This is a genomic window from Falsiroseomonas ponticola, assembly GCF_016805305.1.
GTDB classification, from domain to species: domain Bacteria; phylum Pseudomonadota; class Alphaproteobacteria; order Acetobacterales; family Acetobacteraceae; genus Falsiroseomonas; species Falsiroseomonas ponticola.
On record NZ_JAERQN010000001.1, the window covers coordinates 1,396,451 to 1,417,044 of the forward strand.

At 73.2% G+C, this 20,594-nt stretch carries 20 protein-coding genes; 12 read left to right on the plus strand and 8 right to left on the minus strand.

Features of this window, described 5'->3' with window-relative positions:
* Positions 1 to 33: 33 nt before the first annotated feature.
* Positions 34 to 753 (minus strand): carbonic anhydrase, encoded by a 720-nt coding sequence (locus JJI54_RS06735; RefSeq protein ID WP_203072034.1) that lies wholly within the window; start codon positions 751 to 753, stop codon positions 34 to 36.
* Positions 754 to 916: 163 nt separating this feature from the next.
* Here JJI54_RS06735 and JJI54_RS06740 point away from each other — a divergent pair, with 163 nt between their 5' ends.
* Positions 917 to 2,560, plus strand: coding sequence for a lysine--tRNA ligase (locus JJI54_RS06740; protein WP_203072036.1), 1,644 nt, complete (start codon positions 917 to 919; stop codon positions 2,558 to 2,560).
* Positions 2,557 to 4,521 (plus strand): lysylphosphatidylglycerol synthase domain-containing protein, encoded by a 1,965-nt coding sequence (locus tag JJI54_RS06745; protein ID WP_203072038.1) that lies wholly within the window; start codon positions 2,557 to 2,559, stop codon positions 4,519 to 4,521. The genes JJI54_RS06740 and JJI54_RS06745 overlap by 4 nt, the downstream gene beginning before the upstream one ends.
* Before the next feature lie 34 nt (positions 4,522 to 4,555).
* Here JJI54_RS06745 and JJI54_RS06750 read toward each other — a convergent pair whose 3' ends face one another.
* Positions 4,556 to 5,440: an NAD(P)H-binding protein gene (locus JJI54_RS06750; RefSeq protein ID WP_203072040.1), complete on the minus strand. Its 885-nt coding sequence runs from the start codon at positions 5,438 to 5,440 to the stop codon at positions 4,556 to 4,558.
* Between the two features lie 148 nt (positions 5,441 to 5,588).
* Between JJI54_RS06750 and JJI54_RS06755 the strand changes: the two genes are divergently transcribed.
* The 8 genes from JJI54_RS06755 to JJI54_RS06790 all read left to right on the plus strand — a co-directional run bounded on the left by JJI54_RS06755 (position 5,589) and on the right by JJI54_RS06790 (position 12,744).
* A complete protein-coding gene (locus JJI54_RS06755) occupies positions 5,589 to 5,993 on the plus strand; it encodes a winged helix-turn-helix transcriptional regulator (protein ID WP_318987453.1) in 405 nt (134 codons plus the stop codon).
* A gap of 57 nt (positions 5,994 to 6,050) precedes the next feature.
* A complete protein-coding gene (locus JJI54_RS06760; protein WP_203072042.1) occupies positions 6,051 to 6,995 on the plus strand; it encodes a LysR family transcriptional regulator in 945 nt (314 codons plus the stop codon).
* A 94-nt stretch (positions 6,996 to 7,089) separates the two neighbouring features.
* The gene (locus JJI54_RS06765) at positions 7,090 to 7,839 is read left to right on the plus strand and encodes an SDR family NAD(P)-dependent oxidoreductase (protein ID WP_203072043.1); all 750 of its coding nucleotides are present in this window, start codon (positions 7,090 to 7,092) and stop codon (positions 7,837 to 7,839) included.
* Between the two features lie 43 nt (positions 7,840 to 7,882).
* Positions 7,883 to 8,734, plus strand: coding sequence for a transketolase (locus tag JJI54_RS06770; protein ID WP_203072045.1), 852 nt, complete (start codon positions 7,883 to 7,885; stop codon positions 8,732 to 8,734).
* The gene (locus tag JJI54_RS06775; protein ID WP_203072046.1) at positions 8,731 to 9,780 is read left to right on the plus strand and encodes a transketolase family protein; all 1,050 of its coding nucleotides are present in this window, start codon (positions 8,731 to 8,733) and stop codon (positions 9,778 to 9,780) included. The genes JJI54_RS06770 and JJI54_RS06775 overlap by 4 nt, the downstream gene beginning before the upstream one ends.
* Before the next feature lie 34 nt (positions 9,781 to 9,814).
* Positions 9,815 to 10,810, plus strand: a complete 996-nt coding sequence (locus tag JJI54_RS06780; protein WP_203072047.1) for a TRAP transporter substrate-binding protein — start codon at positions 9,815 to 9,817, stop codon at positions 10,808 to 10,810.
* 1 nt (position 10,811) lies between these two features.
* Positions 10,812 to 11,408 (plus strand): TRAP transporter small permease, encoded by a 597-nt coding sequence (locus JJI54_RS06785; protein WP_203072049.1) that lies wholly within the window; start codon positions 10,812 to 10,814, stop codon positions 11,406 to 11,408.
* Positions 11,409 to 11,481: 73 nt separating this feature from the next.
* The gene (locus JJI54_RS06790) at positions 11,482 to 12,744 is read left to right on the plus strand and encodes a TRAP transporter large permease (protein WP_203072050.1); all 1,263 of its coding nucleotides are present in this window, start codon (positions 11,482 to 11,484) and stop codon (positions 12,742 to 12,744) included.
* Positions 12,745 to 12,753: 9 nt separating this feature from the next.
* Here JJI54_RS06790 and JJI54_RS06795 read toward each other — a convergent pair whose 3' ends face one another.
* Genes JJI54_RS06795 through modA form a run of 4 tightly spaced genes read right to left on the minus strand, consistent with a single transcriptional unit; the run spans position 12,754 to position 15,700 of the window.
* Positions 12,754 to 13,128: a winged helix-turn-helix domain-containing protein gene (locus JJI54_RS06795; RefSeq protein ID WP_203072051.1), complete on the minus strand. Its 375-nt coding sequence runs from the start codon at positions 13,126 to 13,128 to the stop codon at positions 12,754 to 12,756.
* Positions 13,125 to 14,231 carry a molybdenum ABC transporter ATP-binding protein gene (gene modC / locus JJI54_RS06800; RefSeq protein ID WP_203072052.1) on the minus strand — a complete coding sequence of 369 codons (1,107 nt, stop codon included), beginning with the start codon at positions 14,229 to 14,231 and terminating at the stop codon, positions 13,125 to 13,127. Before modC ends, JJI54_RS06795 begins: the two co-directional genes overlap by 4 nt.
* Complete coding sequence (gene modB, locus JJI54_RS06805; protein ID WP_203072053.1) at positions 14,228 to 14,929, minus strand: molybdate ABC transporter permease subunit; 702 nt, start codon at positions 14,927 to 14,929, stop codon at positions 14,228 to 14,230. The genes modC and modB overlap by 4 nt, the downstream gene beginning before the upstream one ends.
* 6 nt (positions 14,930 to 14,935) lie before the next feature.
* Positions 14,936 to 15,700 carry a molybdate ABC transporter substrate-binding protein gene (gene modA / locus JJI54_RS06810; RefSeq protein ID WP_203072054.1) on the minus strand — a complete coding sequence of 255 codons (765 nt, stop codon included), beginning with the start codon at positions 15,698 to 15,700 and terminating at the stop codon, positions 14,936 to 14,938.
* A gap of 89 nt (positions 15,701 to 15,789) precedes the next feature.
* On the opposite strand from modA, the gene JJI54_RS32935 reads away from it, so the two are divergent.
* A complete protein-coding gene (locus tag JJI54_RS32935; RefSeq protein WP_203072055.1) occupies positions 15,790 to 16,551 on the plus strand; it encodes a maleate cis-trans isomerase family protein in 762 nt (253 codons plus the stop codon).
* A gap of 9 nt (positions 16,552 to 16,560) precedes the next feature.
* Here the strand turns inward: JJI54_RS32935 and JJI54_RS06820 are convergent, their stop codons facing one another.
* Complete coding sequence (locus tag JJI54_RS06820) at positions 16,561 to 17,352, minus strand: Bug family tripartite tricarboxylate transporter substrate binding protein (RefSeq protein ID WP_203072056.1); 792 nt, start codon at positions 17,350 to 17,352, stop codon at positions 16,561 to 16,563.
* 308 nt (positions 17,353 to 17,660) lie between these two features.
* Here JJI54_RS06820 and JJI54_RS06825 point away from each other — a divergent pair, with 308 nt between their 5' ends.
* A complete protein-coding gene (locus tag JJI54_RS06825; RefSeq protein WP_203072057.1) occupies positions 17,661 to 18,758 on the plus strand; it encodes a mandelate racemase/muconate lactonizing enzyme family protein in 1,098 nt (365 codons plus the stop codon).
* A gap of 25 nt (positions 18,759 to 18,783) precedes the next feature.
* On the opposite strand, the gene JJI54_RS06830 is transcribed toward JJI54_RS06825, so the two are convergent.
* Positions 18,784 to 20,526 (minus strand): tannase/feruloyl esterase family alpha/beta hydrolase, encoded by a 1,743-nt coding sequence (locus JJI54_RS06830; RefSeq protein ID WP_203072059.1) that lies wholly within the window; start codon positions 20,524 to 20,526, stop codon positions 18,784 to 18,786.
* Positions 20,527 to 20,594 lie beyond the last annotated feature (68 nt).

A 20,594-nucleotide genomic window follows, 5' to 3' on the forward strand; every position in this document is an offset into this window, starting at 1 on the left:
GCCAAACCTTGCCGGCGCAGGGCTGCCTTCCCGTCAGCTCATCAGCGCGACGGCTTCGTCATCCAGGTCGTAGCGGGCGCCGACGATGCGCAGCCGGCCCGCGGCGGTGGCGGCGGCGAGGACGGGGCTGACCTCCACCAGCCGGGCGGCGTTGCGGGCGATGTTGGCGCGGATGGTGCCGTCCAGCACATCGCCGCCGGCGCGGATGGCGGCGAGCGCGGAGGGGATGATGGGCTGGAGCATGTCGCCGAGCTGGGGCGGCAGGGCCAGCGGCGCGCGGGCGGCGGCGACGGCGGCATCGGCCGCGCCGCAGCGTTCATGGCCGAGCACCATGATGAGCGACACGCCGAGATTGGCGACGGCGTATTCCAGGCTGCCCACCGCGCCCGTATCGGCCACGTTGCCGGCGTTGCGGACGACGAAGAGCTCGCCGAGCCCGGTGTTGAACAGCAGTTCCGGCGCCGCGCGGCTGTCGGCGCAGCCGAGGATGGCGGCGAAGGGCGCCTGGCCGGCGGCGCGGGCGGCGCGGGCTTCGGCATTCACCGCGATGGCGGGCGCCGCGCCGGCGAGGTAGCGGGCATGGCCGGCCATCAGCCGGGCCAGCGCCTGGTCCGGCGCCAGGCGGGGCCCCGCCGCCGGGGTGGCGGCGCCGGCGGCGCCGGGGATGGCGGCGGCCAGGCAGGCCAGGGCCGCCGCACCCAGGAAGGAACGGCGGCGCAGGCCCGCGGGCGGGCAGCAGGGGCAGGCGTTCATCACGTCACGTCCAGGTTGATGGCGGCCGGACGCTACACCCCCAATTCATCCCAAATGGTTACGGTCGCGCGCCCCGCTGGCCGGCCCTGCAAAGCCCGGGGTCGCGTGCCCGCCCTGCCCCCCCTATAACCCCGCACCGTTTCCCGCTTGAGGTGTCCCGCGCATGTCCGCCTCCCCCGCCGATTTCGCCGCCGCCAGGGCCTGGCCCTTCGAGGAGGCGCGCAAGGTGGCCGAGCGGGTGAAGGCCAAGGGCAAGCCCGCCGCGCTGTTCGAGACCGGCTACGGCCCCTCCGGCCTGCCGCATATCGGCACCTTCGGGGAGGTGGCGCGCACCACCTGGGTGCGCCGGGCCTTCGAGCGGCTGACCGGCCTGCCTTCCCGCCTCATCGCCTTCTCGGACGACATGGACGGCCTGCGGAAGGTGCCGGACAACGTGCCGCAGCGGGAAATGCTGGCGGGCTTCCTCGGCCGGCCGGTGACGGCGATCCCCGACCCCTTCGGCACGCATGAGAGCTTCGGGCACCACAACAACGCCCGGCTGCGCGCCTTCCTCGACCAGTTCGGCTTCGACTACGAATTCGCCTCCTCCTCCGACTACTACCGCTCCGGGCGCTTCGACGCGGCGCTGATCCGGATGGCGGAGCGGCATGAGGAGGTGCGGGGCGTGATCCTGCCGACGCTCGGGCCCGACCGCCGCGCCACCTATTCGCCCTTCCTGCCCATCCACCCCAAGACGGGCGTGGTGATGCAGGTGCCGATGGAGGAGGTGCGCCCGGCCGAGGATCTGCTGGTGTGGAAGGACCCGGAGACGGGGGAGCGCTTCGGCACGCGCATCACGGGCGGGCACTGCAAGGCGCAGTGGAAGGCGGATTGGGCGCTGCGGTGGTACGCGCTCGGCGTCGATTACGAGATGTCGGGCAAGGACCTGATCGACAGCGTCAGGCTCTCCGGCGCCATCTGCCGCGTGCTGGGGGGCGAGCCGCCGATCGGCTTCACCTACGAGCTGTTCCTCGACGAGGAAGGCGGCAAGATCAGCAAGTCCAAGGGCAACGGGCTGACCATCGACGAATGGCTGCACTACGCGCCGCCCGAGAGCCTGGCGCAGTTCATGTACAACCAGCCGCAGCGCGCCAAGCGGCTGTTCTTCGACGTCATCCCCCGCGCGGTGGATGAATACGTCCAGAACCTGGACCGCCTGCGCACCGCGCCGGGGCCGGACAACCCCGCCTGGCACATCCATGGCGGGCCGAGCAACGACCCCGGCACGCCGGTGTCCTTCACCATGCTGCTGAACCTGGCCAGCGTGATCAACGCGGACCACCCGGACATGCTGTGGGGCTTCCTGCGCCGCTACGCGCCGGAGGCGAGCGGGGAGACGCATCCGCTGCTGGCGCGGCTGATCGAATACGCCGTCGCCTATTACCGCGACCGCGTGCTGCCGACGAAGAAGCACCGCGCGCCGACGGAAGGGGAGCGCGCGGCGCTGGCCGCCCTGGCCGCCGCGCTGCGCGACCGGATCGGCGACCTGGAGGCGCTGGCGCCGGAGGAACAGGCCAAGGCGATCCAGGACCTGGTCTATGATGCCGGGCGGCGCGAGCCCTTCCTGGAGCCCGCCAAGGATGGGGGCCGCCCCGGCGTCTCCCGCGCCTGGTTCAACGCGCTCTACCAGGTGCTGCTGGGCCAGGCGGAGGGGCCGCGCTTCGGCGGTTTCGTCGCGCTGTACGGCATTGCCGCCACCATCGCGCTGATCGAGGGCGCGCTGGCGCGCGAAGCCACGGTCGAGCACGCCGGCAGCGAGACGGCATGAAGGGTTTCCTCTCCCTCGCCCGGCGCCACGGCGTCGCGGTGTTCGGGCTGGTGCTGCTGGTGGCGGCGATCTGGGTGGTGCAGAAGGAATTCCGCAGCCTCTCGGTGGCCGACATCAAGGCGGCGCTGGCGGCGATCCCGCCGGGCACGCTGTGGATCGCGGCGGGGTGGACCGTGCTCGCCTATGCGGTGCTGACCATCTACGACCGGCTGGGCAGCGTCTATGCGGGCTATCCCGTCAGCTACGCGCGCACCTCGCTGGCCTCCTTCTGCGCCTATACGCTGGCGCACAACCTCGGCTTCGCGGCGGTGTCGGGGGCGGCGGTGCGCTACCGCTTCTACGCGGCCTGGGGGCTGCCGCCGGTCGCCATCGCCAAGGTCGTCGCCTTCACCTCGCTCACCTTCGGGCTCGGCGGCTTCGCGCTGGGCGGCATGGTGCTGGTGGTGGAGCCGGAGGTGGTGCCGGGCCTCGGCGAGCATGTGCCGCACTGGATGATGCAGGGCATCGGCCTGGTGATGTGGGCGCTGGTCATCGCCTACGTCACCATGTCCCGCATCCGGTCGCACATCACCATCTTCGGGCACCGGATCGACCTGCCGGGCTTCCGCATGGCGGTGGCGCAGACGGTGCTGGCCAGCGTCGATGTCGCCGTCACGGCGATGATCTTCTACGCCCTGCTGCCGCAAGCGGAGGGGCTGACCTTCCTCCGCTTCCTCGGCATCTACATCACCGCCTACACCGCCGGCATCGCGGCCAGCCTGCCCGGGGGCATCGGCGTCTTCGACGGCGCCATCCTGATCGGGCTCGCCCCCTGGCTGACGCCGGCGCAGGTGGTGGGCGCGCTGCTGCTGTTCCGCCTCTACTACTACATCGTGCCGCTGTTCCTGGCCGGCATCCTCTTCGCGGGGTTCGAGATCGCGCAGCGCCGCGCGGTGCTGGCGCGCTTCGCCGCCGACCAGCGCGTGACCGATGCGCTGGAAGTGCCGGCCATCGCGGGTCTCGTCGGCCTCGGCGGCACGCTGCTGCTGTTCCTGGGCGCGCTGCCGACGCGCGACAGCGCCGTCGCGCTCTGGGCGGGGTACGAGGCCGCGGTCGCGTCCCATTTCGCGGCCTCCATCGTGGGGTCGCTGCTGCTGGTGATGGGCTACGGGCTGCTGCGGCGCCTGACGCTGGCCTGGGGGGCGGGGATCATCCTGCTGCTCAACGGCGCGCTGATCTGCTGGCTGCGCGCCGATGGCTGGTGGCTCTGGGGGGCCTTCATCCTGGTGGCGGCGCTGCTGGCCGCCATGCGCAGCGCCTTCTACCGCGACGCGCGGCTGATGCGGGAGCCGATGGGGGTGGAGACGGTGCTGCCGCTGGCCGTGGTCGGCGCCTGCGCCATCATGCTCGCCATGGTCAGCTATGGCGGCAAGGTGGGCGGGGAGAGCTGGTGGGAGGTGGTGGTCAGCCCGCTGGCGCCGGACAGCCTGCGCTTTTCCGTGGGCCTGGCCGCCGTGCTGCTGCTGGTGGCGGCCGCGCGGCTGCTGCGCCCCGCGCGCCTGGCGCCGGAACCCTGGGGGGAGGAGGTGCGCGGCCGCCTGAAGGCGCTGGGCGCCGTGGCGCCGGAGACGGCGGATGGCGCGGTGTTCGGGGAAGCCGGGCGCGCCGGCTTCGGCTTCGTCCGGCGCAACGGCGTCTGGCTGGCGCTCGGCGATCCGGCGGGGGAGGAGCGGGACCGCGTTTCCGCCATCTGGCGCTTCCGCGACATGTGCGACCGCGCCGGGGTGGATGCCGCCTTCTGGCGCGTGGGGCCCGGGCTGCTGCGCGTCTATGGCGATATCGGCCTGACCGCCTTCCCGATCGAGGCGGCAGCCGGGGGCGAGCCGGGCGAGCGCTACCTGGCCTGCCGGGCGGAGCGCGACCTGCAGGCGCTGCTGCCCCTGCTGCCGGTGGTGGAGCCGACGCAGGGCTTCCGGCGATAGGGCGGCGGGGCATCCCCCGCCGCCGCCCGCCGGCCTATGCCGCGACCGGGAAGCTGCCCTTCAGCTGTTCGAGAAAGGCTTCCAGCGTCCGCGGCGGCGTGCCGGTCAGGCGCGCCACCGCATCCGTCGGCGCCGGCATCCGGCCTTCCCGCGTGTTGCGGTCCATCGTGACGATCACGGGCACCATCGGGGCCGGCACGCCATGGCGCGCCAGGGTCTCGGCCAGCGCCGCATCCTCCAGCGGCAGCACGCGGATGGGCTTGCCGAGGAGGCGGCTGGCGAGGTCCGCGACCTCCGCCACCGTCCAGCCGCGCGGGCCGGTGATGTCGATCGTCTCCCGCGCCGCGCTGCCGGCGGCCAGCGCCGCGGCGGCGGCACGGGCGGCATCGAGGCGGGCGACATAGGGCACCCGCCCTTCCCCGGCCGCGCTGGTCCAGATGCCGGAAGCGAGGATGCCGGGCAGCGAGCCCAGCAGGTTCTCCTGGTACCAGCTGACGCGGAGGATGGTGTGGGGCAGGCCGGTGGCGCGCACCGCTTCCTCCGTCGCGTGGTGGTCGCCGGCGAAGACCACCGGCGATCCGGGCTCGGGATTCGGCATGGAGGTGTAGAGCAGGCGCCGCACGCCGGCCCTGGCCGCGGCCTCCACCGCGGCGCGATGCTGCGCGACGCGGCGGCCGGGGCGGTCGAAGGCGTCGGTGGAGACGATCAGCACGCGATCGACGCCGCGGAAGCCCTCGGCGAGGGAGGCGGCATCGTCGAAGTCGATCCGCCGCGCCGCCACCCCCGCCGGCAGGCCCGCGAGCTTCGCGGGATCCCGCGTGCCGGCGACGATGGGGCCGGGGTGGAGGGTGGCGAGGTGTTCGACGGCGAGGCGGCCGAGCTGGCCGGCGGCGCCGGTGACGAGGAGGGTTTCAGCCATGGTCCGGGTCCTTGATGCAGGCACTTCTGCGCGCTGGTTCCTTTCTGGAAGCAGGGCTAGAAAGTAGCCTCATGGACATGGACCGGGGCCCGGATGCCGTAAAGAAGGCACCGGCATGACCCCTGGGCACAGGAAGGATACCGACCCCGTGGCAGACATCCCGCCGCCGCGCCGCAGGACGCTGGCCGAGGTCAAGGCATCCGGCATGACCATCGAGGATTGCCCGATCCGCGACGTGGTCTCCGGCCTGGCGGGCAAATGGTCGGTGCTGATCCTGCTGGCGCTGGATGAACGGCCGCATCGCTTCGGGGAGTTGCGGCGGGCGATCAGCGACATCTCCCAGCGCATGCTGACGATCACGCTGCGCGACCTGCAGCGCGACGGGCTGCTGACGCGGACGGTGCACCCGACGGTGCCGCCGAGCGTGGAATACGCGCTGACCGGGCTCGGCCGTTCGCTGGTGCAGGCGGTGATGCCGCTGGTCGGCTGGGCGGATCGCCACCACGGCGCCATCCGGGATGCGCGGCAGGGGTTCGACCGCGCGGGGGCCTGACCGCCGCCCTGGCGGGGGCGAATTGCGCGGCCTGGTGAATCGGGTTCACCTGCCGCCATGCCGCGCCACCTGCCCTTCACCGCGCTCCGCGCCTTCGAGGCCGCCACCAGGACGGGCTCCTTCCGCCTCGCGGCCGACGATCTCGGCCTGACGCCGAGCGCCGTCAGCCACGCCATCCGCGGGCTGGAACGCGACCTCGGCACCATGCTGTTCGAGCGCGAGGGGCGCGCCATCCGCCTGACGCCGGAAGGCGAGACGCTGATGCGCCATGTCGAGCGCGGCTTCGGCGAGTTGCAGCTGGGCATCGCCAGCATCGCCGCGCGCAGGCCGCTGCTGCTGAAGCTGCACAGCGCGCCGAGCTTCGCCGCGCAATGGCTGGTGCCGCGGCTCGGCCGGCTGCTGCAGGAATGCGAGGGGCTGGAGCTGCGGATCGCCGCGGGCACCGACTACACCCGCTTCCTGGCCGACGAATTCGATGGCGACATCGTCTATGGCGCGCCGCCGCACCAGCTGCCCGCCACGGCGGGGCAGCCGGGCCTGGTGGTGGTGCCGCTGGGGACGGAGGTGGTGACGCCGCTCTGCGCGCCCGCGCTGGCGGCCCGCATCCAGGGCGCGCGCGACCTGTTCGGCCAGGTGCTGATCGAGAGCGACAACAAGCGCGTGCGCTGGCCCGCCTGGTTCGCGGCGAACGGCCTGGCCGCGCCGCCGCCGCGCGGGCCGCGCTTCGACCGCAGCTTCCTGTCCCTGAGCGCGGCGATGGATGGGCTGGGCGTCGCGCTGGAATCGACCATGCTGGCGGAACGGGAGATCGCGGCCGGCCGCCTGGTGCAGCCGCTGAAGGGGGTGTGCGAGGACGTGGTCTATACCGGCCACTGGCTCGTCTTCCCCCGGTCCAAGCGATACACGCGGTCCATGGTGCTGTTCCTGCGCTGGCTGGCGCGGGAGCTGGCGCTGGACCTGGGGCCGGAGGAGCTGGGCGGCGGCGCGGGCCCGGATCGGTGAATCCAGTTCTTTGATCGGCGCGAATTTCTCGCTTTTGGTGAGGCGTGGGGCGGTGCACCGTGACCTCAACACGAGGAAAGAACGAGGAAGCGCCGTGCTGCTTACCGACAAGACCGCCGTCATTTCCGGCGCCGCCAGCGCCCGCGGCATCGGCCGCGCCACGGCGCGGCTATTCGTCCAGCATGGCGCGCGGGTCGCGATCCTGGACCTGGATGCGGCGGGGGCGAAGGCGGCGGCGGCCGAGCTGGGCGATGGCCACCTCGGCCTGGGCTGCGACGTCGCCGATGCGCAGAGCTGCCGCGCCGCGGCGGAGCAGGTGATCGGCGCCTTCGGGCAGGTCGATATCCTCGTCAACAATGCCGGCATCTCCCAGCCCGTGAAGACGATGGAGATCACGCCCGCGGACTGGCAGCGGATCGTCGATGTGAACATGACGGGGGTGCTGTTCCTCAGCCAGGCCTTCATCCCGCATATGCGGGCGCGGCGGCAGGGCTCCATCGCCTGCATGTCGAGCGTTTCCGCCCAGCGCGGCGGCGGCATCTTCGGCGGGCCGCACTATTCCGCCGCCAAGGCCGGCGTGCTGGGCCTGGCCAAGGCGATGGCGCGGGAACTGGGCCCGGACGGCATCCGCGTGAACAGCGTGACGCCGGGGCTGATCCAGACCGACATCACCGGCGGCAAGCTGACGCCGGCGATGAAGGCGGAGATCCTGAAGGGCATCCCGCTGAACCGGCTGGGCGAGGCGGAGGACGTGGCGCGGATCTACCTGTTCCTCGCCTCCGACCTCTCCTCCTACGTCACGGGCGCGGTCATCGACGTCAATGGCGGGATGCTGATCCACTAACGGGGTCCGCCCCGCTTCACCACGGCAGGAAGGGAGACGCGCGATGGATGCGCGATCGCCGATGCGCGCCAATGCGCCATCGCTGGAGGAACGCGCGCGGCGCATCCGCCGCCACGCGCTGCGGATGGGGGAGGTGCAGGGACAGGGCTACATCGCCCAGGCGCTGGGCGTGGCCGATGTGCTGGCGGTGTCCTGGTTCCACGCGCTGCGCTACCGGCCGGAGGATCCGGGGTGGGAGGGGCGGGACCGCTTCCTGCTCTCCATCGGCCACTACGCCATCGCGCTCTATGCCGCGCTGATCGAGGCGGGCGTGATCCCGGAAGCGGAGATCGAGACCTACGGCACCGATGATTCGCGCCTGCCGATGTCCGGCATGGCCAGCTACACGCCGGGGATGGAGATCAGCGGCGGGTCGCTCGGCATCGGGCTCGGCATCGCGGTCGGCAAGGCGCTCGGCCTGAAGCGCAAGGGGGGCGACCGCTTCGTCTACAACCTGATGTCGGACGGGGAGCTGGATGAAGGCCCGGTCTGGGAAGCCGCGATGTCGGCGGGGCACTGGCAGCTCGGCAACCTCATCAACATCGTGGACGTCAACCGCATGCAGGCCGATGGCGTCTCCACCGGCGTGATGAATTTCGAACCGCTGGCGCCGAAGTGGGAAGCCTTCGGCTGGCACGTGCAGCGCGTGGACGGCAACGACATCCCGGCGCTGGTGCGCGCCTTCGATGCGGCGCGCGACGTCGCGGCGCCGAAGCCGCGCATCATCATCTGCGACACGCGGATGGCGAAGGGCGTGCCCTTCCTGGAGGCGCGCGAGAAGGCGCATTTCCTGCGCGTGGAGCCGCATGAATGGGCGCTGGCGATCGCCGCGCTGGATGAGGGGAGGGTGGCATGAGCCGCATCAGGCGTGGCCCCTGGGGGCGTGGCGAGGCCGGCAGCGTGGCGGAGGCCGATCCCTCCCGCCCGCGGCTCACCACCTCCGCCATGATCGCCTCCCTCGCCGGGCCGGACCAGCGCACCAGCCCCGCGCCCTTCGGCCGCGCGCTGGTGGAGCTGGCGCGGTCGCGGCCGGAGATCCTCGGCATGACCGCGGATCTCGCGAAGTACACGGACCTGCATGTCTTCGCGGCGGCCTATCCGGACCGCTTCTACCAGATGGGCATGGCGGAGCAGAACCTGATGCTGGCGGCCGCGGGGCTGGCGCATGAGGGCTTCGTGCCCTTCGTCACCACCTACGCCGCCTTCGCATCCCGCCGCACCTTCGACTTCATCAGCCAGGGCATCGCGGAGGAAGGCCTGCCGGTGAAGATCTGCTGCGCGCTGCCGGGGCTGACGACGGGCTACGGGCCGAGCCACCAGGCGACGGAGGATATCGCGATCTTCCGCGGCATGCCGGAGCTGGTGATCGTCGATCCCTGCGACGCGCTCGACATCCAGCAGGCGGTGCCGGCGATCGCGGCGCATGACGGGCCCGTCTACATGCGCCTGCTGCGCGGCAACGTGCCGCTGGTGCTGGACGAATACGACTACCGCTTCGAACTCGGCCGCGCGGCGCTGCTGCGCGACGGCGCGGATGCGCTGGTCATCGCCTCCGGCTTCATGACCATGCGGGCGCTGGAGGCGGCGAAGCTGCTGGCCGCCGACAAGGTGGATGTGGCGGTGCTGCACGTGCCGACCATCAAGCCGCTGGACACCGCGACCATCCTGCGGGAGGCCGCGCGGACGGGCCGCATGGTGGTGGTGGCGGAGAACCACACGGTGATCGGCGGGCTGGGCGAGGCCGTGGCCGCGCTGCTGCTGCGCGAGGGCGTGATCCCGCCGCGCTTCCGCCAGGTGGCGCTGCCCGACGCCTTCCTCGACGCCGGCGCGCTGCCGACGCTGCATGACCGCTACGGCATCTCGGCCGGGGCGATGGCGAGGAGCATTCGCGGCTGGCTCTAGCCGCCGCCGTTTCACCCAGGAGGAGACCGACAAGATGACCATCACCCTCACCCGCCGGGCGGCCCTGCTCGGCGGCATCGGGGCGCTGTGCGCGCCGGCCCTGGCACGGGCGCAGGGGCAGGTCCGCCTGACGCTCGGCCATGGCGCCGCGCCGGGCAACCCGCGCTCCATCGCCGCGGACCGCTTCGCCGCCCTGCTGCGGGAGCGCAGCAATGGCCGGATCGAGCTGCGCGTCGCGGGCTCCGCGCAGCTCGGCGACGATGCCGCCATGGTGACGGCGCTGCGCACCGGCACGCTCGACCTCTCCGTCAACAGCCAGGGCGCCTCCTCGGCCGTGCTGCCGGAACTCGCCGCGCTCGGCCTGCCCTTCCTGTTCGAGCGCGCGGAAGCCGCCTATCGCATCGTGGATGGCGCGATCGGGGAGGAGCTGGCGCGGCGGTTCGAGGCGGTGGGCCTCATCGCGCTCGGCTTCTGGGACAACGGCACGCGCCACACCACGAACAGCCGCCGCGCCATCCTGCGGCCGGAGGATCTGCGCGGCCTGAAGATCCGCACGCCGCCGGATCCGGTGACGATCGACATCTTCCAGGCGCTGGGCGCGGCGACGCAGCAGATCAACTTCAACGAACTCTACGTCGCGCTGCAGCAGGGCGTGGTGGACGGGCAGGAGAATCCGCTGGCCAACATCCAGTCCTCCAAGCTGTTCGAGGTGAACCGCTTCGTGTCGCTGACGGGGCACAAATGGGAATGCAACCCCTTCCTCGCCTCCCGCATCGCCTGGGCCAGGCTGCGGCCGGAGGACCAGCGCCTGGTGCGGGACGCGGCGCGGGAAGCGGGCGCGGAGCAGCGGCGCCTGGCGCAGGAGATCGACCTGCGCCTGCTGGCGGAGTTCCGCGCCAACCCCGCGATCGCGGTGAACGAGGTGGACCAGGCGCCCTTCCGCGCCGCGACCGCCGCGGTGGCGGAGCGGTGGGAGGCGCGGCCCTTCGGCGATTTCGTCCGGCGGCTGCGCGCCGCGGCCGCTTCGTGACATGACCGGCCCCGCCCTCGCCATGCCCGATACGGAGATCCTGACATCCCCCGGGCACGGCCGGGCGGGGCGCGCGCTGCTCGCGGCCTCCCTCGCCGCGGACCGGGGCGTCGCGCTGGCCTGCCAGGCCGTGCTGCTGTCCAGCGGGACGGTGCTGATGGCGACGCTCACCGCCAATGTCGTCGCGCGCTACGGGCTCGACACCGGCGGCTTCGACTGGGCGGAGGAGGTGCCGGAGCAGCTCTTCCCCTGGTTCATCATGGCGGGCGTCGTGCTGGCCGTGCAGGGCGGCGGCCACATCGCCGTCGAATGGCTGCTCGGCCGCCTCGGCCGCGGCGCGCGCCGCGTGCTGCTGCTGGCGGGCCATGCGCTGGTGGCGGCGGCCTACCTCGCCATGGCGTGGCAGGCGCTGGTGGTGGCCGAGATCGTCGCGATCGAGCTGAGCCCGGCGCTCCGCCTGCCCAGGAGCTATGGCTACTGGGCGGTGGCCGCGGGCTGCGCGCTGCTGGCGCTGTCCACCGCCACGGTCGCGATCCGCATCGCCCTGCGGGGGCCGGAGGCGCTGCCGCAACCCAAGCCGGAGGAGCAGCCGGTATGAATTCCCGGGTCGAACCGCGGGACCTGCGGCCCGCGAAGGAGGGCGGCGTGCGCAAGCACGGCGCGGAAGAGAGATGAGCCTCGTCCTCGTCCTCGCCTTCACCGTGCTGATGGTGGCGGTGATCCCGGTGGCGCATGCGCTGGTCATCGCCTCCGGCATCGCGATCCTGTGGGACGGGCAGCTGCCGCTGCTGCTGGTGGCGCAGCAGATGTTCCAGCAGACGCAATCCTTCCCCATGCTGGCGCTGCCCTTCTTCATCCTGGCGGGCACGCTGATCATGGAAGGCAAGCTGGGCATGGAGCTGCTGCGCTTTTCCGGCGAGCTGATGCAGCGGGTGAGGGGCGGCGCGCTGTCCACCACCGTGGTCGGCTCCGTCGTCTTCGGCGGTGTCTCCGGCAGCGCGGTGGCCAATGCCAGCGCGCTGGGTTCGGTGCTGATCCCCTGGCAGAAGCGGCAGGGCTTCCCGGCCGGGCTCTGCGCGGCGAACAACGCGACCTCCGCCGTCATCGACATCCTGATCCCGCCCTCCATCCCGATGATCCTCTACGCCGTGGTCAGCGGCGTCTCGATCGGCGACCTGTTCCTGGCGGGCGTGCTGCCGGGCATCCTGATGGCGGTGGGCTTCGTCGGCGTGTGCTGGTGGCAGGCGCGCAAGCTCGGCATGCAGGCGGAGGCGCCGCCCTTCGACTGGCGGCGCACGCTGCGTCTGGGCTTCCTGGCGCTGCCGGCGCTGATCCTGCCGGTGCTGATCCTGGTGGCGCTGCGCTTCGGCTTCGCGACGCCGACCGAGATCGCGGTGATGGCCGTGCTCTACGCCCTGGCGGCCAGCCTGTTCCTCTATCGCGACATGTCCTGGCGCCGCTTCCGCAAGGCGGTGATCGATGCGGGGATCGCGACGGGCATCGTGATGATGGTCATCATGGGCAGTGCCGCCGCCAGCTGGATCCTGACCTTCGACCAGGTGCCGCAGCGCTTCGCCGAATGGGTTTCCGCCACGCTGAAGGATCCCTGGCTGGTGATCCTGGCCATGAACATCATCATGCTGGTCATCGGCGGGCCGCTGGACCTGGCGCCGGCGATCCTGCTGCTGGCGCCGATCTTCGTGCCGCTGGCGGCGCAGATCGGGCTGGATCCGCTGCAGCTCGGCCTGATCATGATCCTCAACCTCGGCATCGGGCTCTACACGCCGCCGGTCGGCACCACGCTCTTCATCTCCTCCACCATCGCGGGCAGCACGATGGCGGAGACGGTGAAGGCGCTGTGGCCCTTCTTCTGGGTCGCGATCGCGCTGCTGGCGGCGCTGAGCTACATCCCGGCGCTGACGATCCGCTTCTGAGCGGCGGGTTCACCCCGCCGCCGGCGACATGCGCTTCAGCAGGGCGCCGAGCCGCGGCGCCGCGGCGCGCGCGGCGGCGCGTTCGATGGCGCGGTAGTCGGCGACCAGGCCGCGCCCGGCATCGGTCAGCACCGCGCCGCCGCCGCGATAGCCGCCGGGATTCGCCGCCACCACCGGCGTGCCGAGCAGCCGGTTGAGCGCATCCACCAGGTCCCAGGCGCGCTTGTAGCTCATGCCCAGCGCGCGGCCGGCGGCGGAGATCGAGCCCTCGCGGTCGATCGCTTCCAGCAGCGCGATCTTCCCCGGCCCGATCCGGCCGCCGGGCAGGTCGATCCGCAGGCTGAGCGCGCCGGCGGCGGGGCGGGGCGGGGCGGGCTGCGTCATCGCGGCGGGGCCAGTGGCGCGGTCGCGCGGTGGTCGAAGGTCACGGCCTTGATCAGCGCCCAGACCGGCAGGCCCGGGCGGAGGCCGAGCCGCGCCAGGCTGTCGCGCGTGACGCGCGCCAGCAGCGTCGTCGGCCCGACCGCGAGGCGGAGGAAGACCTCCCCCGGCTCGCCATCCTCCGTGATGGCGGCGATGGTCGCGGGCAGGATGTTGCGCGTGGACAGGCCGCGCGGTTCCTCCGTGGCGATGGCGACGTCGCGCGCCCGCAGGCGCACGCGCAGCCGCGTGCCGGGCGGCCCGGGCCGCGCGGTGGCCAGCAATTCCCCGCCCGCGAAGCCCAGCGTGACCAGGCCATCGGCCGCGCGCAGCACCGTGCAGGGGACCAGCACGCCGGCATCGCGCCGCGCGGCGAGCTGCGGCAGGTCGGTGCGGGCGGACAGCGCCTCCACCGCGCCGGTGGCGACGACGCGCCCTTCCTCCAGCAGCACCAGGTGGTCGGCCAGGGCGTCCACCTCCTCCAGCGCATGGGTGACGTAGAGGATGGGCAGCCCCGCGGCATCCCGCAGCCGGGCGAGGAAGGGCAGCACCTCCGCCCGCCGCGCGGCATCCAGCGCGGCCAGCGGTTCGTCCATCAGCAGCAGGCGCGGGCGGGACAGCAGCGCGCGGCCCAGCGCGACGCGCTGCTTCTCCCCGCCCGACAGCCCCGTGGGGCGGCGCGCCAGCAGGTGGCCGATGCCGAGCAGCGCCACCACCTCCTCGAAGCCCGGGCCTTCCGCGCCCGGCGGCGCGCGCCGCAGGCCGTAGCGGAGATTCGCCTCCACGGGCAGGTGCGGGAAGAGCCGCGCATCCTGGAACACCACGCCGCAGCGCCGGCGTTCCGGCGGCACGACGAGCCGCCGGTCGGTGTCCAGCAGCACGGCATCGCCGACCGCGACGCGCCCCGCATCCGGCCGCAGCAGGCCGGCGACGGCGGCGAGGATCGTGCTCTTGCCGCAGCCGGAGGGGCCGAACAGCGCGGTGACGCCCGCCGCCGGCGCATCGAAGGCGGCATCGAGGACGAAGCCATCCCTGCCGAAGCGGTGGCGGAGCGCGATGCCGATCATGGCCCGGGCCTGCCGAGCCAGCGCCCCATGCGCCGGGCGATCACCTCCGCCAGCAGCAGCCCGCCGACGGCCAGGGCGAAGGAGACGAAGGCGAGCCGCGCGGCGATCGCCTCCCCGCCCGGGGTCTGCGTGGCGGCATAGATCGCGAGCGGCAGGGTCTGCGTCTCGCCCGGGATGTTGGAGGCGAAGGTGATGACGGCGCCGAATTCGCCGAGCCCGGCGGCGAAGGCGGTGACGGCGCCGGCCAGGATGCCGGGCGACATCAGCGGCAGCGTGACCGTGACGAAGCGGTCGATGGGCCCGGCGCCCAGCGTGCGCGCCGCGGCTTCCAGCCCGGGATCGACATGCTCCAGCCCCAGCCGCACGGCGCGCACGATCAGCGGGAAGGACATCACCGCGGTGGCCAGCGCCGCGCCTTCCGTGGTGAAGACCAGCCGCACGCCGAACCATTCATGCAGCGGCGCGCCGATCGGGCCCTGGATGCCGAACAGCATCAGCAGCCCCCAGCCGACGACGACCGGCGGCACCACCAGCGGCAGGTGCACCAGCGCGTCCAGCAGCATCCGCCCCGGGAAGCGCCCGCGCGCCAGCAGCCAGGCGACGCCGATGGCGGGCAGGATGGAGACGAGGACGGAGCGCGAGGCGACCTCGAGGCTCAGCCGGACGGCGGTCCATTCCTCGGGGGCGAGGCCGAGCACGCGCGGTCAGCGGGCCAGCGCGAAGCCGAAGCGCTGCCAGGTGGCCGCGGCTTCCGCCGAGGTGACGAAGCCGAGGAAGGCGCGGGCGGCCGCCTTGCCGTCCCCGCGCCGCGTGATGGCGAAGGGGTAGGTGATGGGCGGGTGGCTTTCGGCCGGGAAGGTGGCGACGATGCGCACGCCCGGGCTGGCGCGCGCATCGGTCTCATAGACGATGCCGAAGGGGGCCTCGCCGCGTTCCACCAGCAGCAGGGCGGCGCGGACATTGTCGGCGCGCGCCAGGCGCGGGGCGATCGCCTCCCACTGACCGAGCCAGGCGAGCGCCGCCTGGGCGTAGCGGCCGGCGGGGACATGGGCGGGATCGCCGGTGGCGATGCGGTCGCGCGGGCCGAGGCTGGCCGCGAGGTCCGTGCCGCGCGCCAGGGTGGCGCGGGCGGTGGAGGCCGCGGGCCCGACCAGCACCAGGGCATTGCCGAGCGGCGAGAGGCGCGTCGCGTCCACGATCAGGTTGCGCGCCTGCAGGTAGTCCATCCAGGGCTCGTCGGCGCTCATGAACAGATCGGCCGGCGCGCCCTGCTCGATCTGCCGGGCGAGGGCGGAGGAGGCGGCGAAGGAAAGCCGCGGCGCCGGGTTGCCGCGCGCCTGCCATTGCTGGGCGAGATCGCGCAGCGCGTCCGTCAGGCTCGCGGCGGCGAAGATCGTCAGCGGTTCCTGCGCGCGCGCGGCGGGCACCAGGGCGAGCGCGGCGGCGGCGAGGACGAGGCGGCGCAGCATGGGGGGCTCTCGTTTCGCTATATGCCGGCGGATATAACCCGCGTCGCGGCCCGCGTCCATCGCGCGGGCCCGTTCCATCGGCAGGGGGAGTGACCTATCCTCGCCCCATGCAGGAAGAACGGCCTCGGCTTCTCATGGGCGTGGTGGCGCCCGCCACCAACATCACCGTCCAGCCGGAGATGGAGGCGCTGCGCCCGGACGGCGTCATCAACGCGCATGCGCGCATCCCGAATCCCGACCGCGCGGTGAGCAGCGATGCCGATACGCTGGCTGTCCGCGCCTCCATGGTGGCGGGGCTGAACGCGGCGCTGGACACGCTGGTCCCGGCTTCCCCCGGCCATGTCGTGCTGGGGGTGATGGCGGAGAATTTCGTCGGTGGCGGCGCGGCCGGGCAGAAGCTCGTGGCCGATTGCGCCGCGCGCATGGGCTGCGGCGTGACGGACTATACCAGCGCCATCCTGGCCGCGCTGGATGCGATGTTCGGCCGGCGGATCAGGCTTTCGCTGCTGACGCCCTTCATGCCGGTGGGCGATGCCGCGGCCCGCGCGCTGTTCGAGGATGCGGGGCATGAGGTGGTGCGCCTGGTCAGCCTGAGGGCGCCGGGCCCCGCCGCCATCGCGCGGGTGCCGCGGGAGCGCATCGTGCAGGCCGTGCGGGACCTGGCGGGGCCGGAGGTGGAGGCGATCATCCAGGTCGGCACCAACGCGGCCTTCCGCGCCCTGGCGCGGGAGATGGAGGCGGAACTCGGCACGCCCGTCCTCGCCTCCAACCCCGTGCTCTACTGGCGGGCGCTGCGCCGGGAAGGGATCGCGGACGCCATGCCGCAGCATGGGCGGCTGTTCACGCTGTAGCGGCGCGCCTCAATCCACCCGCGCGCCGCTGATGCGGATCGCCTCCGCGTAGTTCGCATGTTCCTCCCGCAGGAAGGCGGCGAAGGCGTCGCCGCCGCGCGGGGCGGGCATGATCTGCATCTCCTGCAGCCGGCGCACCGCTTCCGGCACGCGCAGCGAATCGAGCATCGCGGCTTCCAGCCTGTCGCGCGTGGCGGCGGGCACGCTGGCCGGGGCGACGAAGCCGAACCAGGAGCTGGAGGCGACGGCGGGGCCGCCATCCTCCCCCAGCGCGGGCACGTCCGGCAGGCTGGGCAGGCGCGCATCCTGCGCCACGGCCAGGATGCGCACCTGGCCGTCCCGCGCCGGGCCGATGAGTTCCGTGACGGTGCCGATGACGAACTGGACGCGGTTGGCCAGCAGGTCCGGGAACCACTGCGCGAAGCCGCGATAGGGGACGTGGGTGAAGCTCGCGCCCGACCGCCGGGCGAAAAGCTCCGTGTTCAGGTGGTTGGAGGTGCCGATGCCGGGGGTGGCGAAGTGGAACTCGCCGGGCCTGGCGCGGGCCAGCGCCAGGAACTCCGCCACCGTCCGCGCGGGTATCGCGGGGCTGACGACCAGCACATGCGGGATGGCGGCGGCCAGGGCCACGGGGCGGAAGTCGCGGAAGATGTCGTAGGGCAGGCTGGCATGCAGGGACGGGTTGATGGTGAAGCTGTTGGACACCATCAGCAGGGGGGGCGGCGTGGCCGGCGCGCGCGCCACCTCCTGCGTCGCGACGACGGTGCCGCCGCCCGGCTTGTTCTCCACCACCGGCGTCACCGAGCCGTTCGGCGACCATGCCGCCGAGCAGCCGCGCCTGCAGGTCCGCCGAGCCCCCGGGCGGGAAGGGCACCACGATGCGCAGCAGGCCCGGTGCCTGGGCCAGCGCCGCCGGCGCGGCCAGGGCGGCGAGCGCGATGCCGGCGGCACGGCGCGTGAGGCGGATCATGCGGTGGTTCCCCGTGGAAGAGCCTCGGCGGCATGCGCAACCCGACGAGTGCGCTGCAACATCCTGCCGAAGCCGCGGCGGCCAAGGCAAGCGCCGCGTTGTTGACCACCCCTCGGCCCGGCGCTGTAGTCCCGGCCGCATGAGCCGCATCACCGCCGTCGAGCCCCATCCGCTGCGCCTGCCGCCGCCGCTGCCCGGCGGCAGGCGGGAGGAGTGCTGCCTGCTGCGCATCGTGACGGAGGACGGCACGGAGGGCTGGGGCGAGGCGCATGGCAGCCCCTGGCTGACCCGCGCCGCCATCGAGGCCCCGCACACCCACGCCACCGCCCAGGGGCTGCGCCACATCCTGCTCGGGCAGCCCGTGGATGACGTGGCCCGGCTGCGCCGCCTGATGGAACGCGGCACGCAATGGATCGGCCGGGACGGCGTGGTGATGCAGGCCATCGCCGCGGCGGAACTCGCGCTGTGGGACATCGCGGCGCGGCGCGCGGGGCTGCCCGTCGCGCGGCTGCTGGGCGAGAACCCGCGGGCGGCGCTGCCCTGCTATGCCAGCGCCAAGGTGCCGCCGACGCCCGCGGAAACCCATGCCCGCATCGCCGCGGAGCGTGCGGCGGGCTTCCGCGCGCACAAGATCGGCTGGCCGCCCTTCGGTGCCTCGCTGGCCGGCGACCTCGCCTTCCTCGAGGCGGCGCGCGAGGCGGCCGCGCCGGGCGCGCTGCTGATGGTGGATGCCGCCCAGGCCTTCGACGAGGCGACGGCGCTGGCGCGGGCGGAGGCCTTCCGGCGCTTCGACCTGGCCTGGATCGAGGAACCGCTGCCGCGCGACGAGATCGCCGCCCAGGCGCGGCTGCGCGCGGCGAGCCCGGTGCCGATCGCCTCGGGCGAGGGGGAGTGTTCGGTGGCGGGGCTGCTGCGGGTGGCGCCGGTGGTCGATATCCTCCAGCCCGATGTCACGCGCTGCGGCATCCTGGCGGCGCTGCAGGCCGCGCCGCTGGCGCCGCGGCTGTGCAGCCATTCCTACACCACGCTGCTGAACGTGGTGGCGCATGCGCATGCGCTGGCGGCGCTGCCGAATGCCTGGCTGCTGGAATGGCCCACCAAGGGCATCGCCGACTGGGCGGTGCTGTTCCCGGATGCGGCCCTGGCCGCGGATGGGCACCTCGCCCTGCCGCAGGGCCCCGGCTGGGGCCTGCGGCCTGACCCGGCGGCGCTGCGGCGCTACCGCATGGAGGAGTGAGCCGGCCCGGCGCCTGGCGGGGCGCCTACCGGCAGGCGAAGCTGCCGGCATCCTCCAGGTTGCCGCCTTCGACGAAGCGCGCGACCTGCGGATAGGGGCAGAGCGGCCGGGTGCGGTTGGGCGCCCAGTCGGCCGGCAGTTCCGCGTTCAGCGCCCCGCCCGTGCCCGGCCCGCGCGCGCTGGCGACGATGCGGTCGGGGGCGATGCCTTCCTCCACCCAGCGCACCAGCGGCGTGATGGCGTCGAACTGGTCCGTCGCCGGCCCGGCGGAGCAATGCGCCATCCCCGGCACCGGGAAGACGCGGGCGAATTCCGCCGCGCGGCCGCCCTGCGCGGCATCGAGGTCCCGGAACCAGTTGATGGAGGTGTTCACGGAGAACACGGCATCCGACACGCCGTGATACAGCAGGATGCGGCCGCCGCGGTCGCGCAGCGCGGAAAGGTCGGTCGGGTTGACCGGGTTCATGAAGCTCATCGCCGCGACGGGGTAGAGCGGCGTGGTGCTGGTGGGGTAGCTGGCCAGCGTCTCCAGCGGCCGCGTCGCGAAGCCGCGGCGGTCGAACTCCGTCATGCTCTCCGGCGGCGCCTTGAAGATCATGCCGACGGAGAAGGTGCTGCGGGCTTCCGGCAGGGTGAATTCCCACAGCGCCCAGTTCGCGGCGGAAAGGCCGGGGTCGTAGGGGAAGCTGGAATAGACGCGCCGGCCATCCGCCAGCGCCGGGCCGGCATAGATGGAGGCGACCACATCCTTCTGCGCCTCGGTCAGGCAGCTGCCGTCGCGGGCGCCGGTGCAGCTCGGCACGTCCCGCCGCAGGTCGAAGGCGGCCTGGCAGCGCGCGGTGTCCTGCACGATGCCATCCGCCGCGCCGTCCAGCGCATCGCAGCGGTTCAGGATCGCGCGCGCCACCGTCCGACGCTCCGCCGGGGTGAAGGCGGTGCCGAGATTGGCGGGATCGGTGGCCACGCTGAGGTAGCGCTGCGCGCCCCAGAGCTGGGCGACCGAGGACATGGGCAGGGTGAAGGCCGGCGCGCCGGCCAGGATGCCGTCATACCACGCCGCGTAGCGCGTGGCCGCGACCAGCGCGTGGCGCCCGCCATTGGAGCAGCCGCCGAAATAGGAACGGTCGGGCAGCTTGCCATAGACGCGGCGGATGATCTCCCGCGCCACCGGCGTCAGGCTGCCCACGGCCTGGTAGCCGTAGTCCAGCCGGGCCTGCGGGTCGGCGCCGAAATTCGCCTCCCCGCGGTCGCGGTTGCCGGCGTTGGAACTCAGCACCGCGAAGCCCTGGTGCAGGCCGCCGGTCACGGGCCCGCCGCCGAATTCCGCCAGCGCCGGCAGCACGCTGCCATCCAGCCCGCCATTGCCCTGGTGGAAGAAGCGCCCGTTCCAGCGCAGCGGCAGGCGCATCTCGAAATCGATGCCGTAGGCGCGGCCATCCACGGGGCTGGTCCGTTCGTTGACGGTGCCGAGGACGCGGCAATGCGCCGCCACCGCTTCGCCGCCGACATGCCGGCCATCCACCTGGCGCCCCCCGGCCATGACGGCGCCGGCGGGGATGGTGGTGGCGGCGGTGATGGTGGTGCCGGGCAGGCCGGACAGCGTGGCGAGGAGGCTGGCGCAATCGCCCTCGAAGCTGGCCGGCACGGCGGCGCGGGGTTGCGCCGCGGCCAGGGAGGGGACGGCGAGCAGGAGGGCGGCGAGGAGGGGGGCGCAAGGGGTTGCCGCCAGCCTGGTCGGCAGCGGGGTGGTGTCGGTCCGGCGGCGCATGGCGTCTTCCCTGCAATCGTCCGGCTTGGCTGCCGGGCGTGACATTCTTGGGCCGGAACGCTGCAGAA